Annotated in this window: 13 protein-coding genes; 8 read left to right on the forward strand and 5 right to left on the reverse strand. The window is 61.7% G+C overall.

Going from position 1 to position 13,545, the window contains the following annotated elements:
- Window position 1: 1 nt before the first annotated feature.
- The gene (locus tag F6S08_RS00500; protein WP_065926885.1) at window positions 2-1,543 is read right to left on the reverse strand and encodes a PLP-dependent aminotransferase family protein; all 1,542 of its coding nucleotides are present in this window, start codon (window positions 1,541-1,543) and stop codon (window positions 2-4) included.
- Between the two features lie 90 nt (window positions 1,544-1,633).
- Here F6S08_RS00500 and F6S08_RS00505 point away from each other — a divergent pair, with 90 nt between their 5' ends.
- Genes F6S08_RS00505 through F6S08_RS00515 form a run of 3 tightly spaced genes read left to right on the forward strand, consistent with a single transcriptional unit; the run spans window position 1,634 to window position 3,406 of the window.
- Window positions 1,634-2,272, forward strand: coding sequence for an FMN-binding negative transcriptional regulator (locus tag F6S08_RS00505; protein WP_065926759.1), 639 nt, complete (start codon window positions 1,634-1,636; stop codon window positions 2,270-2,272).
- The gene (locus tag F6S08_RS00510) at window positions 2,269-2,715 is read left to right on the forward strand and encodes a GNAT family N-acetyltransferase (protein ID WP_065926760.1); all 447 of its coding nucleotides are present in this window, start codon (window positions 2,269-2,271) and stop codon (window positions 2,713-2,715) included. The genes F6S08_RS00505 and F6S08_RS00510 overlap by 4 nt, the downstream gene beginning before the upstream one ends.
- A 10-nt stretch (window positions 2,716-2,725) precedes the next feature.
- Entirely contained in the window at window positions 2,726-3,406 is a 681-nt protein-coding gene (locus F6S08_RS00515) for a GNAT family protein (RefSeq protein ID WP_315871147.1), read from the forward strand.
- 3 nt (window positions 3,407-3,409) lie between these two features.
- Here the strand turns inward: F6S08_RS00515 and F6S08_RS00520 are convergent, their stop codons facing one another.
- Complete coding sequence (locus tag F6S08_RS00520; protein ID WP_027608227.1) at window positions 3,410-4,309, reverse strand: homocysteine S-methyltransferase family protein; 900 nt, start codon at window positions 4,307-4,309, stop codon at window positions 3,410-3,412.
- A 112-nt stretch (window positions 4,310-4,421) separates the two neighbouring features.
- Between F6S08_RS00520 and F6S08_RS00525 the strand changes: the two genes are divergently transcribed.
- The 4 genes from F6S08_RS00525 (at window position 4,422) to F6S08_RS00540 (ending at window position 8,798) form a co-directional block, all read left to right on the forward strand.
- Window positions 4,422-5,243: an ABC transporter substrate-binding protein gene (locus F6S08_RS00525; protein ID WP_065926762.1), complete on the forward strand. Its 822-nt coding sequence runs from the start codon at window positions 4,422-4,424 to the stop codon at window positions 5,241-5,243.
- A 29-nt stretch (window positions 5,244-5,272) separates the two neighbouring features.
- A complete protein-coding gene (locus F6S08_RS00530; protein WP_074848264.1) occupies window positions 5,273-6,043 on the forward strand; it encodes an amino acid ABC transporter permease in 771 nt (256 codons plus the stop codon).
- Between the two features lie 166 nt (window positions 6,044-6,209).
- Entirely contained in the window at window positions 6,210-7,520 is a 1,311-nt protein-coding gene (locus F6S08_RS00535) for an autotransporter domain-containing protein (protein WP_065926764.1), read from the forward strand.
- A 108-nt stretch (window positions 7,521-7,628) separates the two neighbouring features.
- The gene (locus F6S08_RS00540; RefSeq protein WP_315871148.1) at window positions 7,629-8,798 is read left to right on the forward strand and encodes a hypothetical protein; all 1,170 of its coding nucleotides are present in this window, start codon (window positions 7,629-7,631) and stop codon (window positions 8,796-8,798) included.
- A 66-nt stretch (window positions 8,799-8,864) separates the two neighbouring features.
- On the opposite strand, the gene oadA is transcribed toward F6S08_RS00540, so the two are convergent.
- Together oadA and F6S08_RS00550 are read right to left on the reverse strand one after the other, a co-directional pair.
- Window positions 8,865-10,673: a sodium-extruding oxaloacetate decarboxylase subunit alpha gene (gene oadA / locus F6S08_RS00545; protein WP_065926766.1), complete on the reverse strand. Its 1,809-nt coding sequence runs from the start codon at window positions 10,671-10,673 to the stop codon at window positions 8,865-8,867.
- A gap of 11 nt (window positions 10,674-10,684) precedes the next feature.
- Window positions 10,685-12,100: an acetyl-CoA carboxylase biotin carboxylase subunit gene (locus tag F6S08_RS00550; protein WP_027608221.1), complete on the reverse strand. Its 1,416-nt coding sequence runs from the start codon at window positions 12,098-12,100 to the stop codon at window positions 10,685-10,687.
- A gap of 195 nt (window positions 12,101-12,295) precedes the next feature.
- Between F6S08_RS00550 and F6S08_RS00555 the strand changes: the two genes are divergently transcribed.
- Window positions 12,296-13,270: a LysR family transcriptional regulator gene (locus tag F6S08_RS00555; protein ID WP_027608220.1), complete on the forward strand. Its 975-nt coding sequence runs from the start codon at window positions 12,296-12,298 to the stop codon at window positions 13,268-13,270.
- Here the strand turns inward: F6S08_RS00555 and F6S08_RS00560 are convergent.
- Window positions 13,200-13,397, reverse strand: coding sequence for a PA3496 family putative envelope integrity protein (locus F6S08_RS00560; RefSeq protein WP_074848013.1), 198 nt, complete (start codon window positions 13,395-13,397; stop codon window positions 13,200-13,202). The genes F6S08_RS00555 and F6S08_RS00560 overlap by 71 nt on opposite strands.
- Window positions 13,398-13,545 lie beyond the last annotated feature (148 nt).

Consider the following 13,545-nt stretch of genomic DNA (forward strand, 5'->3'; position numbering starts at 1 on the left):
GTCAATCGTGCTGCCAGGCCCTGCGCAACGTTGCCAGGGCCTCGGCAACGGCCGTCTCGGGTACGGCGGCAAACCCCAGCACCAGGCCGGCGCGCTGGTCTGCCGGAGTGGTGGAGTGCGCCAGCCAGTAACTGCTTAAACCATTGACTTCGACGCCCACGGCACGGGCCTGCTCAAGCAGCTGTTGCTCGCGGGCCAGGCTGTCCACGCGCACGGTCATGTGCAGCCCTGCGGCGATAACGGGCAACTCGCCCACCCCCGGCAGACCACGCGGCCACCCGGCGAGCAAGGCATTGCGCCGGCTCAATGCCGCGCGCCGCATCCGGCGGATATGCCGCTGGAAGTGCCCGGCCGCCATAAACTCGGCCATCACCGCCTGGGTACTGACTTCCGAGTGGCGCATATCCACCGCACGGCGCCGTGAGAAAGCATCAACCAGGCCTGGCGGCAATACCAGATAGCCCAGGCGCAAGGCCGGGAATGCGACTTTGCCGAAGGTACCGACGTACAGCACGCGGCCGCTGCGGTCCAGCGCGGCCAGCGGCGCCAGGGGTGCGCCGCTGTAGCGGTATTCGCCGTCATAGTCGTCCTCCACGATCCAACCGCCGGTGCGCTCGGCCCAGGCCAGCAACTCCAGGCGCCGCGCCAGGCTCATCACCACGCCCAGCGGATATTGGTGGGAGGGCGTGACATAGGCCAGGCGGCAATCACCCAAGGTATTCAGGACCTGGCAATCGATGCCGTCGCTGTCCACCGGCACGCCCTGCAGGTTGGCACCGGCCAGTGCGAACGCGTGCCCGGCGGCCCGATAGCCCGGGTTTTCCACCGCTACCCCATCGCCTGGCTCTACCAGCAGCTGTGCACAAAGGCTGATTGCCTGTTGTGCACCGCTGGTGATCACTATTTGCTCAGCCGTACATTGCATGCCCCGTGAGCTGCGCAGGTAAGCGGCGATCAGGCCGCGCAGGCGGCTGTCACCCGCCGGGTCGCCATAGCACAGCTGCGCCAGGTCCGGCTTGCGCCAGAACGCCCCGTTGAGCTTGGCCCAGACCTCGAAAGGGAACAGATCGAAGGCTGGCACGCCCACGCGAAATGCCTTGGGCGGCCCCGACGGCGGCTGTGGCAAATGGTTACTTTGCACGCGCCCCAAGGCCGGCCTGTGGATAACTTCGCCGTCGAGATCTTGCGGCAAATCCATCCACTTTGTGGATAAGGCTGGGGATAACCTTGTTGATAAGCCTGTGGATACTTTTGTGGATAGTTTTTTTGCCGTGGGCAATTGGGCGACATAGGTGCCATCACCCACACGGCCTTCGACAAACCCCTCGGCGTACAACTGATCGTAGGCGCGCACGACGCTGTTGCGGGAAATCAACAGCGCAGCGGCCAGGTCACGGCTGGCGGGCAGGCGCGTACCGCTGGCCAGGCGCCCATCCAGCACGCGCTGACGCAGGGCTTCATAAAGCTGGCGCGTCAGGCCTTGGCGCCGATCCAGCTCGATACCGGCAGGGTTGAAGGACAGCGGCGGCGAAATGGGCGACATCATATTGGACCTATGAAATTGGCCGAAGATGGCTCTTACAACGAACCATTAGCCTGCCTAGGATGCAGGCATTCGCCAAGGAAAATATTCATGTACACACCACGCGCTTTTGCCCTCGACGACTTGCCCGAAATACAGCAACTGATCCAGCACACACGCCTGGCGCAGTTGGTCACCTTTGGCAAGCAAGGCCTGCAGGCCAGCCACTTGCCGCTGCTGCTCAATCCCGACGAAGGCCCCAACGGCACGCTGTACGGGCACCTGGCCAAGGCCAATCGGCAGTGGCAAGACCTGCAAGACGGCAGCGAGGCTTTGGTGATCTTTGCCGGCGCCGAGGCCTATGTCAGCCCGGGGTTTTACCCGGCCAAGGCTGAGCACGGCAAAGTGGTGCCCACCTGGAATTACATCGCGGTGCATGCCTATGGCAAGGCCGAGGTGTTTACCGATGCCGAGCGCCTGCTAGGCGTGGTCAGCGCCCTCACTGACCGCCACGAGGGCAATCGCGCCCAGCCCTGGAAAGTCAGCGACGCCCCGGCTGATTACATTGACGGCATGCTCAAGGCCATCGTCGGCTTCAGCCTGCCGATCGAACGCCTGATCGGCAAACGCAAACTCAGCCAGAACCGCAGCGCGGCGGACATCGCCGGCGTGCGCGACGGCCTGGCCGCCAGCGCCGATATACGCGACCAGACCCTCGCGCGCTTTATTCCCCAAGGAGTTTCAGAATGAGCCAGATCGAGATCCGCCCGGTCACCGCAACCGACCACGCCGCCTGGCTGCCGCTGTGGCAGGCGTACTTGACGTTCTACAACACCGAACTGCCGGACGCCGTCAGCCAAAGCACCTGGCAGCGTCTGATCGATGCCCATGAGCCGACCCACTCCGCGCTGGCCTGGCAGGATGGCAAGGCGGTGGGCATGGTCAACTTCATCTACCATCGTTCCAACTGGAGCATCGAGAACTCCTGCTACCTGCAGGACCTGCTGGTGGACCCGGTCCAGCGCGGCACCGGTGTCGGCCGTAAACTGATCGAGTTCGTCTACGCCACTGCCAAGGCCGACGGCTGTTGCAAGGTGCACTGGCTGACCCACGAGACCAATACCACCGCGATCCAGCTCTACGAGCGCATCGCCGAACGCCCTGGCTTCATTCAATTTCGCAAAGGTCTTTAAGGAGCGCAGCATGTCCACTTCTCTCGCCGACTGGAAGGGCGCCCCGGCGCCCACCGCGCAACTGCTTGAAGGGCGCTTTATCCGCCTGGAAAAACTCGACCCGGCCCGCCACGCCGCTCAATTGTGGCAAGCCCTCGAAGGCCCCGGTGCCGACCCCAAGTTGTGGGATTACCTGCCTTACGGCCCGTTTGCCGAGCGCGCCGCGTTTGATGCGTGGTTGAACAACCATGCGACGAACAGCGACCCGTATTTCTTCAGCGTGGTCGACCGTGCGTCCGGCCAGGTGCAGGGCATCCTCAGCCTGATGTCCATCGTCCCGGCCCAGGGCCGTATCGAAATCGGCCATGTCACCTTCGGCGCGCCGATGCAGCGCTCACCCAAAAGCACCGAGGCGGTGTATCTCTTGGCCAAATACGCGTTCGAACAGGGCTACCGCCGCCTGGAGTGGAAGTGCAACAACGGCAATGCCCGCTCCAAGTATGCGGCTGAGCGGTTGGGGTTCAGTTTTGAAGGGGTGTTCCGCCAGCATATGGTGGTGAAGGGGCAGAACCGCGATACGGCGTGGTATTCGATCCTGGATTCGGAATGGCCGACGGTGGGTGCGGGGTTTGAGGCGTGGTTGTCGGAGGCGAACCAGGCAGGTTCCGGGCAGTTGAAGGGCCTGGCGGAGTGTCGCCGCCAGGCGCTTTAAGGCTTACCCCAGCTTCTGGGCCAGCACCGCAATGTGCTCCGGCCCGATCCCGCAGCACCCGCCCAAGTGGCTGGCACCGCGCTTTTTCCAGTCCGCCGCCCACTGCAGGTAGCCCGGTGGGTCGAGATCCTCGCGCAAGGGGTCCAGGCCGTCGTTGGCCGTGGCTTCCTTGGGCTGTGGCGGGAAGGCGTTGGCGTAGGCACCGATCTGAATCGCCACGCCCAACCGTTCGAAGGTTTGGCGTGCGGCATCGATCGCCGCGCCGATTACTTCCGGCTGGCTGCAATTGAACAGTAACACTTGCACACCCAACTGCGCCGCCGCTTCGGCCGCGTCCGCCACCGGTTCGCCGGAACGCAGGCGCGGTACTTCGTCGGTGTCTTCGTCTTTCAAGGTAAACGACAGCCAGAACGGCTTGCCATCCTTCGGCAGGCCCGCATGAATCGCCCGCGCTTCGACGATTGAGCTCTGGGTCTCCGCCAGCCACAGATCGACATGGGGTGCCAGGCCCTGCACCAGTGGCGTCAACAGCTCAGATACGCGCTGCGGCTCGAACAGATCAGGCCGATACGAACCAAACAGCGGCGGCAACGAGCCGGCCACACGCACGGCCTTGCCCGAAGCCTGCACCGCCCGTCTGGCCAATTCACCCGCCAGCGCCGCCAGGGCCTGGCCTTCGGCAGCAAAGCGCGCCTCGCCGATATGGAACGGCACCACCGCATAGCTGTTGCTGGTAATCACGTTGGCCCCACTGTCGATATAGGCCGCATGCACCGCCTCCACCGCCTGCGGTGCTTCGCTCAATGCCAGCGCCGACCACTCCGGCTGCCTGAAGGGCGCACCGCGGCGTTGCAGTTCACGGCCCATGCCGCCGTCCAGAATTACTGTGCTTACTGCGCCCATATGCTTTTTACTCATAAGCTTATGAAAATAACTCACTATGAGAGTCGTTCTTATAACTATTTAATACGTTCCGTTCGGTTCATAACAACCTCTTTTTTATTCAGGTGCCTCCTTGAAACTTAAACCGCTATTGGCCTTGGGCCTGACGATGCTTGCTGCCTCCACCCAAGCCTTTGGCGGCGCGACCCTGGACCGGGTTGAGAAGAAAAAAGAACTGGTGGGCGTGCTGATGGAAAGCTACCCGCCGTTCTCGTTCCTCAACGAGCAAAACCAGCTCGACGGCTTCGATGTCGATGTGGCCAAGGCTGTCGCGCAAAAGCTCGGTGTGAAACTACGCCTGGAAACGCCGTCGTGGGACGTGATCGCCGCCGGCCGCTGGAGCGGGCGCTATGACATCTGCATCTGCTCGATGACCCCGAGCAAGGCCCGCGCCGAAGTCTTCGACTTCCCGGTGGAGTATTACGCCTCCCCTGCCGTGATCGTGGTCAATGCCAAGGATGACAGCATCCACGGCGCCAAGGACCTGAGCGGCAAGAAAGTCGGCCTCACCAGCGCCTCCAGCTACGAGAGCTACCTGAACAAGAACCTGGTGATCGAAGGCGCCGAGGACACCCAGTTGCAGTACCCGTTCGAGAACGTGCAGATCGCCCCGTACGACACCGATAACGTCGCCTTCCAGGACCTCGGCCTGGGCGCAGGAGTGCGCCTGGATGCGATCCTGACCAACCTGGTCACGGCCCAACCGCGCCTGGACCAGGACAAACGCTTCAAACTCGCCGGCGCAGCGCTGTATGCCGAACCCAACTCGGTGGCCATCGAAAAAGGCGACGCCCAGTGGGACGCCAAGGTGCGTGAGGTGTTTGCCCAGTTGAAACAGGACGGCACCCTGAGCAAACTGTCGCAAAAATGGATCGGTGCCGATATCAGCCAATGAGTGTTCCCCCAAAACCTGCGCGCGCCCTGCTGGGCTTTCGCACGCGGCTTTACCTGACCTGGGCGGCGCTGTTCGCCCTGTTTGCCAGTTTCTTCCTGAGCTTTGACCTGAAGTTCTCGATCATTCTCGACAAGCTGCCCAACCTGGTCGGCCTGCACCTGGCACCCAATGGCTTCCTGCAAGGCGCAGCGCTGACGCTGTTCCTGTGCCTGTGTTCGATTGCCGCCTCGTCGGTGCTAGGCTTCGTCACCGCGCTCGGGCGCTTGTCCAAAAGTGCCGTGGCCTTTGGTATCGCCAGCTTCTACGCGTCGTTTTTCCGTGGCACGCCGTTGCTGATCCAGATCCTGCTGATCTATCTGGGCCTGCCGCAGCTGGGCCTGGTGCCGGGCGCCATCGTCGCGGGGATCATCGCGCTGTCGCTGAACTACGGCGCGTACCTGAGCGAGATCTTCCGCGCCGGCATCCTGGGCGTCCCTCAGGGGCAACGGGAAGCCGCATTGGCCCTGGGCATGCGCGACAGTGCGATCTTCTGGCACGTCACCCTGCCCCAGGCCATGCGCACCATCGTCCCGCCGGCGACCAACCAGTTCATCTCCATGCTCAAGGACTCGTCGCTGATCTCGGTGATGGGCGTGTGGGAAGTGATGTTCCTGGCGCAATCCTACGGGCGCTCCAGCTACCGTTATATCGAGATGCTCACCACCGCTGCGATCATTTACTGGGTGATGTCCCTCGGCCTGGAACTGATCCAGGCACGCATGGAGCGGCACTATGGCAAGGGATATGCGAGGCGAGAGTGAGGTCATTGAAGTCACTATCGCCCTCAGGCTTACTGCACCAATCGAGCTGAACTTTTATCGCATCGGACTAGAGACATCTCCCGCAAACACGCGGTGCTTGGCCTGACAGTTATCCCCCGGGTGCCCCGCTAAATTCCCCGCCTCATACATCAGGAGGTGGGTTTACATGCCACTCATTCAGAAACAACTCGTACTCGCCATCACGCTCGCGCTGGGGGCCACCTGTGCTCAGTACGCACAGGCCCGTGACGACATGGAACCCGACAGCGAGTGGTTCGAACAGATTGCGAAACATCACCAGAAAACTCATTTCGACCCGGCCACTCCCACCCCCGAAGATTTCTATTTCATCGACCGAGCCAACAGTCGTAACGGCCTGAGCGTTGCCCGCGTGCTGGACTCCGCAGTGGATGCCGCGCTGGCATCGGAGGAGTTGAGTGACTGGGAAAAGTACCAGCTTGAAAACTACGGGCTGTACTTGAGCAGCCTGGAGCCAGGTCGCTTGGGTACGCTGCTGGAGCAATTGGCCGGCAGCCAGAACGCCAACCTGGGCACGGCCACTCAAAACAGCATGAAACGCTTGCACGCCAGCCTGCTGACAGCCATACGCCAATTGGATAACCACACCGGTGAGGACGGCCGTGTCTGGCTCCAAGGCCTGGCCAGCAGCGGTGCCCTCGATGCCCAACACGGCAGCGCCGGCTTGAAACAAAGCAGCCAGGGCCTGTTGCTGGGTGCAGATGGAGCAATCGATGACGCCTGGCGGGTCGGTGTGGTGGGCGGCAAGTCTGGCAGCGACCTGAGCGCCCGGCATTTCAACGGTGAAGTGGACAGCTGGCACCTGGGCGCCTATGCGGTGCGCCAGGACGGTCCATGGGCTTTACGCCTGGGCGCGCTGTACAGCAGCCATTCCGGGCAGAACACGCGCAGTGTGGACTTCGACTTCATCGATTACCGCGAACGCCTCACGGGCAAGTACAAGGCCCAGAGCCAGAACGCATTCGCCGAACTGGGCCATCGGTTCGTCACCGACGGCTTGCATGCCGAACCGTTTGCCGGAATCGGCTTCCAGCGGTATCACCGTGACCGCTTCTCCGAGAAAGGTGGCCATAGCGCGTTGAACGTGGGCACCCAAACCCAGCAAAACCTCAGCAGCACCTTCGGCCTGCGCTTGAGCCGCGACATCGCAGTGGCCGACCGGATCACCCTCAAGCCGCACCTGAGCGCTCATTGGAAACACTTGTATGGCGACACCAACAGCCGCGTACGCCAATCCTTTGCCAGGGAAACCCGCGAGGACTTCAACAGCGCGTTCAGCATCGGCGGTACCTCGCTGGACCGAGATAATCTGGCCTTGCGCACGGGGCTGGACATGCGTCTTTCGGAGCACCAGACCCTGAGCATCGCGTACACCGCCGAAGTGGGCGACAACAGCCGCAACCATGGACTAATGGGCCAATGGCAAAGCGCGTTTTAAGACAGAAACTGAAGAACCTTCACACTCACACAGGTCTTGAAGGCTGACATTAAGCACCACTTTTTGCTCGCTACACTCCGGTCTCCTATACAAACGAGGCCGGAAATCATGATATCGACACTCTCGTTTTTCCCTCCCCTTGGTGCACTCTTCGCACAAAGCGCCAACGCCTTGGCCGAGGCTGCCACTCCGCCCGCCGCAGCACCCGAGCCACACACCGCGCCTCCAACCACTCCGCGCTCGTTCGGGCACCCCGCCCGCCAGGCCTCAAATGGCCAGCTCGGCACCAATATTGTCAAAGTCATCACCACGCCTAACTCCCCGCGCCGCGACGGGATGAATATCGACGAGATCGCGCGCCTCACCCAAACCCCGTCCAACCTTGATAAGTCACACATCATCAAAGCCGTCGACATCGTCAACAGCCCGGGCGTGCACATCAACTCACCGGGTCATGGCCTGAGCAGCTCCGGGCTCACCTCTGTCTGGCTGGAGAATCGAGGAAGCATCACGGCCCAATCCGGCACGGGTATGGCCCTGAAGGGAGAAAAGGCCGATGAGGTGATCAACCATGGCCTGATTGCAGGTGGCAATGGAGTCGCTCTGGACATGGGCGGCGGTGACGACCTGTTGGTTGTCAAAAATGGCAGCCGCTTCAAAGGCGAAGTCGATGGCGGCAGCGGTACCAACCAGGTGGTTCTCGATGACACCAAAGGCGGCACGTTCGAAGGTGCGACCCGAATGCAACACCTGTGGGTCGGCAAGGGCGCCTGGGAACTGACCGGTGCACTGCACGACAATCGGCACGGCAAGGTGTACGGCGATGCTGCCTTGACCAACCGCAGCGTTATCAAGGGGACCCTGGATATTGATGCGGGCGGCAGCTACTCCGGCGGCACCGTCGACTCCCTTAATGTCACGGGTACTCTGCTGCTCGATCCTGAAAATACACCACGGACCCGGATCTGGAAGGATCTGCACCTCAAACCAGGATCGACCATGGCGTTCAAAGTGGGCGCAGACCAAGCCCACTCCACGCTGAAAGTCGGCAATACGTTAACGCTGGATAACGCCACCCTGAAACTTGATGTACAGCCGGAAAGTGAAGCACTGCTCACGCGCCAGCTACGTATCGCGGATGCGGCATCCATCAAGGGAACATTCAGCGCCGTTACCAGCAACCTGACCACCCTGGAACCTGAACTGCTCTACAAACCTGAGGGTATTTTTGTCGGCTTCAAGCGCAAGCAGAGCGCCGCACCCTCCGCTGACCATTAAAAAATTGGCAAAAAAAAGGGGGGCACCTGCCCCCCCGAGGATTAAACGGTAGTGTCGAAGGCTGGATCAGCCTTCGATTTCAATCAGGATTTCGCCAGGGTTCACCCGGTCGCCCTTGGCCACGTGAACGGCGGACACCTTGCCGGCAATCGCAGCCTGCACTTCGGTTTCCATCTTCATCGCTTCGGTGATCAGCACGGCCTGGCCGGCCTTGACCACATCGCCTTCCTTGACCAGCACATCGACGATATTGCCTGGCATCGCCGTGCTGACATGCCCCGGCTCGCTGGCCTGCTTGCGCTTGCTGCCGCCACCGCCGACGAATTCGTTGAGCGGTTCGAACACCACTTCTTCCGGCATGCCATCGATGGACAGGTAGAAATGGCGCTTGCCTTCGGCTTTCACACCGACACCGGTGATGTCCACACGGTAGCTTTCGCCGTGCACGTCGATGACGAACTCGGTCGGCACGCCTTCACCACCGGCACGGGCCACGCCGCCGGCTTCAGGGATAGGCAGCAGCACCTCAGGCGTCAGGGTGCCGGCGTCGCGTTCCTCGAGGAACTTGCGCCCGATGTCCGGGAACATGGCGTAGGTCAGCACGTCTTCTTCGGACTTGGCCAGTGCGCCGATTTCGCCGCGCAGCTTGGTCATCTCCGGCTTGAGCAGGTCGGCCGGGCGCACGTCGATCACTTCTTCGCTGCCGATGGCCTGGCGACGCAACTTCTCGTTCACCGTGCCCGGCGCCTTGCCGTAGCCGCCTTGCAGGTACAGCTTCACTTCGTTGGTGATGGTCTTGTAGCGCTCACCGGCCAGCACGTTGAAGAACGCCTGGGTGCCGACGATCTGCGAAGTCGGGGTCACCAGCGGCGGGAAGCCGAGGTCTTCACGCACCCGTGGAATTTCAGCCAGCACTTCGCTCATGCGGTTCAGAGCGCCCTGCTCTTTCAACTGGTTGGCCAGGTTGGAAATCATCCCGCCCGGCACCTGGTTGACTTGCACACGGGTGTCGACGGCGGTGAATTCGCTTTCGAACTGGTGGTACTTCTTGCGCACGGCATAGAAGTACAGGCCGATCTCTTGCAGCAGCTCCAGGTCGAGACCGGTATCGAATTCGCTGCCTTTAAGGGCGGCGACCATAGACTCGGTGCCCGGGTGGCTGGTGCCCCAGGCGAAGCTGGAGATCGCGGTGTCGATATGATCGGCACCGTTTTCGATCGCCTTGAGTTGGCACATCGCGGCCAAACCGGCGGTGTCGTGGGAGTGGATAAAGATCGGCAGGCTCTGCTCGGCTTTCAGCGCCTTGACCAGTTCACCGGTGGCGTACGGCGTCAGCAGGCCGGCCATGTCCTTGATCGCGATCGAGTCGCACCCCATGGATTCCAGCTGCTTGGCCTGGGCCACGAAGGCCTCGACGGTGTGCACCGGGCTGGTGGTGTAGGCGATGGTGCCCTGGGCATGCTTGCCGGCGGCTTTGACCGCTTCGATGGCCACACGCAGGTTACGCACGTCGTTCATGGCGTCGAAGATGCGGAATACGTCGATACCGTTGACGGCAGCCTTGGCCACGAAGGCCTTGACCACGTCGTCGCTGTAATGGCGGTAGCCCAGCAGGTTCTGGCCGCGCAGGAGCATTTGCAGGCGCGTGTTAGGCAACGCGGCACGCAGTTTGCGCAGGCGCTCCCACGGGTCTTCCTTGAGGAAGCGTACGCAGGCGTCGAAGGTCGCGCCGCCCCAGACTTCCAGGGACCAGTAGCCGACTTTATCGAGCTTGTCGCAGATCGGCAGCATGTCGTCGGTGCGCATGCGGGTCGCCAGCAACGATTGGTGGGCGTCGCGCAGGATGGTGTCGGTTACGAAGATTTTTTTAGTCATTGGAATGTTCCTCACAGGCCTGCGTGGGCGGCGATGGCGGCGGCGATGGCCAGGGCCAGCTCTTCGGGTTTGCGCTTGATCGAGTAGTTGGTCAGCTCAGGGTGGCTTTCCACAAAACTGGTGTTGAACTGGCCGCTGCGGAATTCCGGGTTACGCAGGATTTCCTGGTAGTAGGCGGCCGTGGTCTTCACGCCTTGCAGGCGCATGTCGTCCAGGGCACGCAGGCCGCGGTCCATGGCTTCTTCCCAGGTCAATGCCCAGACCACCAGCTTCAGGCACATGGAGTCGTAGAACGGCGGGATGGTGTAGCCGGTGTAGATCGCCGTGTCGGTACGCACGCCGGGGCCGCCGGGCGCGTAGTAACGGGTGATCTTGCCGAAGCTTGGGAGGAAGTTGTTCTTCGGGTCTTCGGCGTTGATGCGGAACTGCAACGCAAAGCCACGGTGCTGGATGTCTTCCTGTTTGACCGACAACGGCAGGCCCGAGGCGATTCGGATCTGCTCGCGGACAATGTCGATCCCGGTGATTTCTTCGGTGATGGTGTGCTCCACCTGCACCCGGGTGTTCATCTCCATGAAGTACACCTCGCCCTCGGCGAGCAGGAACTCCACGGTGCCGGCGTTCTCGTAGCCCACGGCCTTGGCCGCGCGCACCGACAGGTCGCCGATGTAGGCGCGCTGTTCCGGGGTGAGCTGCGGGCTCGGGGCGATTTCGATGAGCTTCTGGTTACGGCGCTGGATCGAACAGTCGCGCTCGAACAGATGCACCACGTTGCCGAAGCTGTCACCGAGGATCTGCGCCTCGATGTGCTTGGGATTGACGATGCATTTTTCCAGGAACACTTCCGCCGAACCGAACGCCTTGGTAGCTTCGGAGATCACGCGGGGGAAGGCTTGTTCGAGTTCTTCACGGCTGTTGCAACGGCGGATACCGCGACCGCCACCACCGGAGGTGGCCTTGAGCATCACCGGGTAACCAATGCGGTCGCCTTCGGTGAGGGCCTCGGTGATGTCGGCGACGTTGCCTTCGGTGCCGGGCGTGACCGGCACACCGGCCTTGATCATGCTGCGGCGGGCTTCGGTCTTGTCGCCCATGCGGCGAATCACTTCAGCCGAAGGGCCGATGAATTTGATTCCCCGTTCGGCGCAGATGTCTGCCAACTCGGCGTTTTCCGACAGGAAGCCGTAGCCGGGGTGCAGCGCATCGCAACCGGTTTCCACCGCCAGGTTCACCAGCTTGCGCGGGTTCAGGTAGCCGGCCAGCGGCTCGGCACCAATGCTGTGGGCTTCGTCGGCACGCTTGACGTGCAACGCATGGCGGTCGGCGTCCGAGTAAACCGCGACCGAGCGAATGCCCATCTCGGCGCAGGCACGCACGATTCGTACGGCAATTTCACCACGGTTGGCGATCAGGATCTTTTTTATCACTTGGAAATTCCCTTGAGCCGATTGCTGCGTTCTTCGACCCGCTGGAGCCGGGTCGGCGCGTGACTAAATGTTTCAAGCCAGTCGCAGCCACACACTAAGCCCGTGGAGGGATTAACAAAAATCAATAATTATTGGGTCGCTCATAAGTAAAGACTTATAGTTGGCCGGTCGACCTGGGACGAGAGGATTTAAATAATGCGTAAGTCGCTGATGCGTATGACATTGCGTCAATTGCAGATCTTCAATGAAGTGTGCGACTTGCGCTCTTACAGCCGCGCGGCCGAGGAAATGTCTCTCACCCAACCGGCCGTGAGCCTGCAAATTCGCCAGCTCGAAGAGCTGGTCGGCCAGCCGCTGTTCGATTATGTCGGCAAGAAGCTCTACATGACCGAGGCTGCCGAAGCCCTGCAACGGGCCAGCCGGGATATTTTCGGGCGCCTGGAAAACCTCGATATGCAGCTGTCGGACATGCAGGGTTCGTTGCAGGGCCAGCTAAAGCTCGCGATTGAATCCAGCGCCAAGTACTTCGTGCCGCACCTGTTTGCCGCGTTCAAACGCCAGCATCCCGAGGTGCAACTGCACCTGACCGTGGTCAACCGCGCCCAGGTGATCCGCCGCCTCTCCGACAACCGCGACGACCTGGTGATCATGTCCATGGTGCCCCAGGACATGGGCCTGGAATTCCTGCCGTTCCTCAACAATCCGATCGTGGCCGTGGCGCCACCTGATCACCCCTTGAGCCTGCAAGGGCCGTTGCGTTTGCAGGACCTGGAACCCTACACGCTGTTGCTGCGCGAACCGGGCTCGGGCACGCGACTGGCCTGCGAGGAGTATTTCAAGGAGAAACGCGTGCACTTCACCCAGACGGTGGAAGTGGCCTCGGCCGAGGCGCAACGTGAATGCGTATGCGCCGGCCTGGGCGTGGCCTTGCTGACGCGCCATGCGGTCAATATGGAACTGGCCACCGGCGGGCTCAAGGAGCTGCCGGTGGAAGAACTGCCGCTGTACCGCAGCTGGTGCCTGGTGCAGGCCAAGGCCAAGCGCCTGTCACCGGTGGCCCATGCGTTCCTGGGCTTTATCCGCAGCGAACGGGTGCAGATCAGCGCGTTGGCTGAACGTTTCGCTGGGCAGCCGCGGGTGCCTGCCAGTGGAGTTCCGGGTAGTCACTGATGCTCTGCTGCAGCTGGCGCTGGTCGCAGCGGTCTTCGATTGCGCGACGGAACGCCATGCGGCGCTGGTCTTCCTGTTGACGACGGGTCTTGACGGAGCTGTTGCTGTCTTCGTAGGGCCGGGCCATTTGGAGTCTCCCAATGCGAGTACGGGGAGTACAGGATGGGTTGTAGCGATGACGGTTTAACGGCGCGGGGGTTACAGGACGATGAATCTTCCGAATAGATAAACAATCCAAATGTGGGAGGGGGCTTGCTCCCGATTACGGTACATCA

This window comes from Pseudomonas sp. JV449 (assembly GCF_032424295.1).
Taxonomy (GTDB): Bacteria; Pseudomonadota; Gammaproteobacteria; order Pseudomonadales; family Pseudomonadaceae; genus Aquipseudomonas; species Aquipseudomonas marginalis.

Coding starts and splice junctions, on each gene's coding strand:
- F6S08_RS00540 (WP_315871148.1), top strand. CDS start 7,629: ATGATATCGACACTCTCGTTTTTCCCTCCCCTTGGTGCACTCTTCGCA.
- F6S08_RS00500 (WP_065926885.1), bottom strand. CDS start 1,543: ATGTCGCCCATTTCGCCGCCGCTGTCCTTCAACCCTGCCGGTATCGAG.
- F6S08_RS00560 (WP_074848013.1), bottom strand. CDS start 13,397: ATGGCCCGGCCCTACGAAGACAGCAACAGCTCCGTCAAGACCCGTCGT.
- F6S08_RS00520 (WP_027608227.1), bottom strand. CDS start 4,309: ATGGGCGCAGTAAGCACAGTAATTCTGGACGGCGGCATGGGCCGTGAA.
- F6S08_RS00535 (WP_065926764.1), top strand. CDS start 6,210: ATGCCACTCATTCAGAAACAACTCGTACTCGCCATCACGCTCGCGCTG.
- F6S08_RS00505 (WP_065926759.1), top strand. CDS start 1,634: ATGTACACACCACGCGCTTTTGCCCTCGACGACTTGCCCGAAATACAG.
- F6S08_RS00510 (WP_065926760.1), top strand. CDS start 2,269: ATGAGCCAGATCGAGATCCGCCCGGTCACCGCAACCGACCACGCCGCC.
- F6S08_RS00515 (WP_315871147.1), top strand. CDS start 2,726: ATGTCCACTTCTCTCGCCGACTGGAAGGGCGCCCCGGCGCCCACCGCG.
- oadA (WP_065926766.1), bottom strand. CDS start 10,673: ATGACTAAAAAAATCTTCGTAACCGACACCATCCTGCGCGACGCCCAC.
- F6S08_RS00555 (WP_027608220.1), top strand. CDS start 12,296: ATGCGTAAGTCGCTGATGCGTATGACATTGCGTCAATTGCAGATCTTC.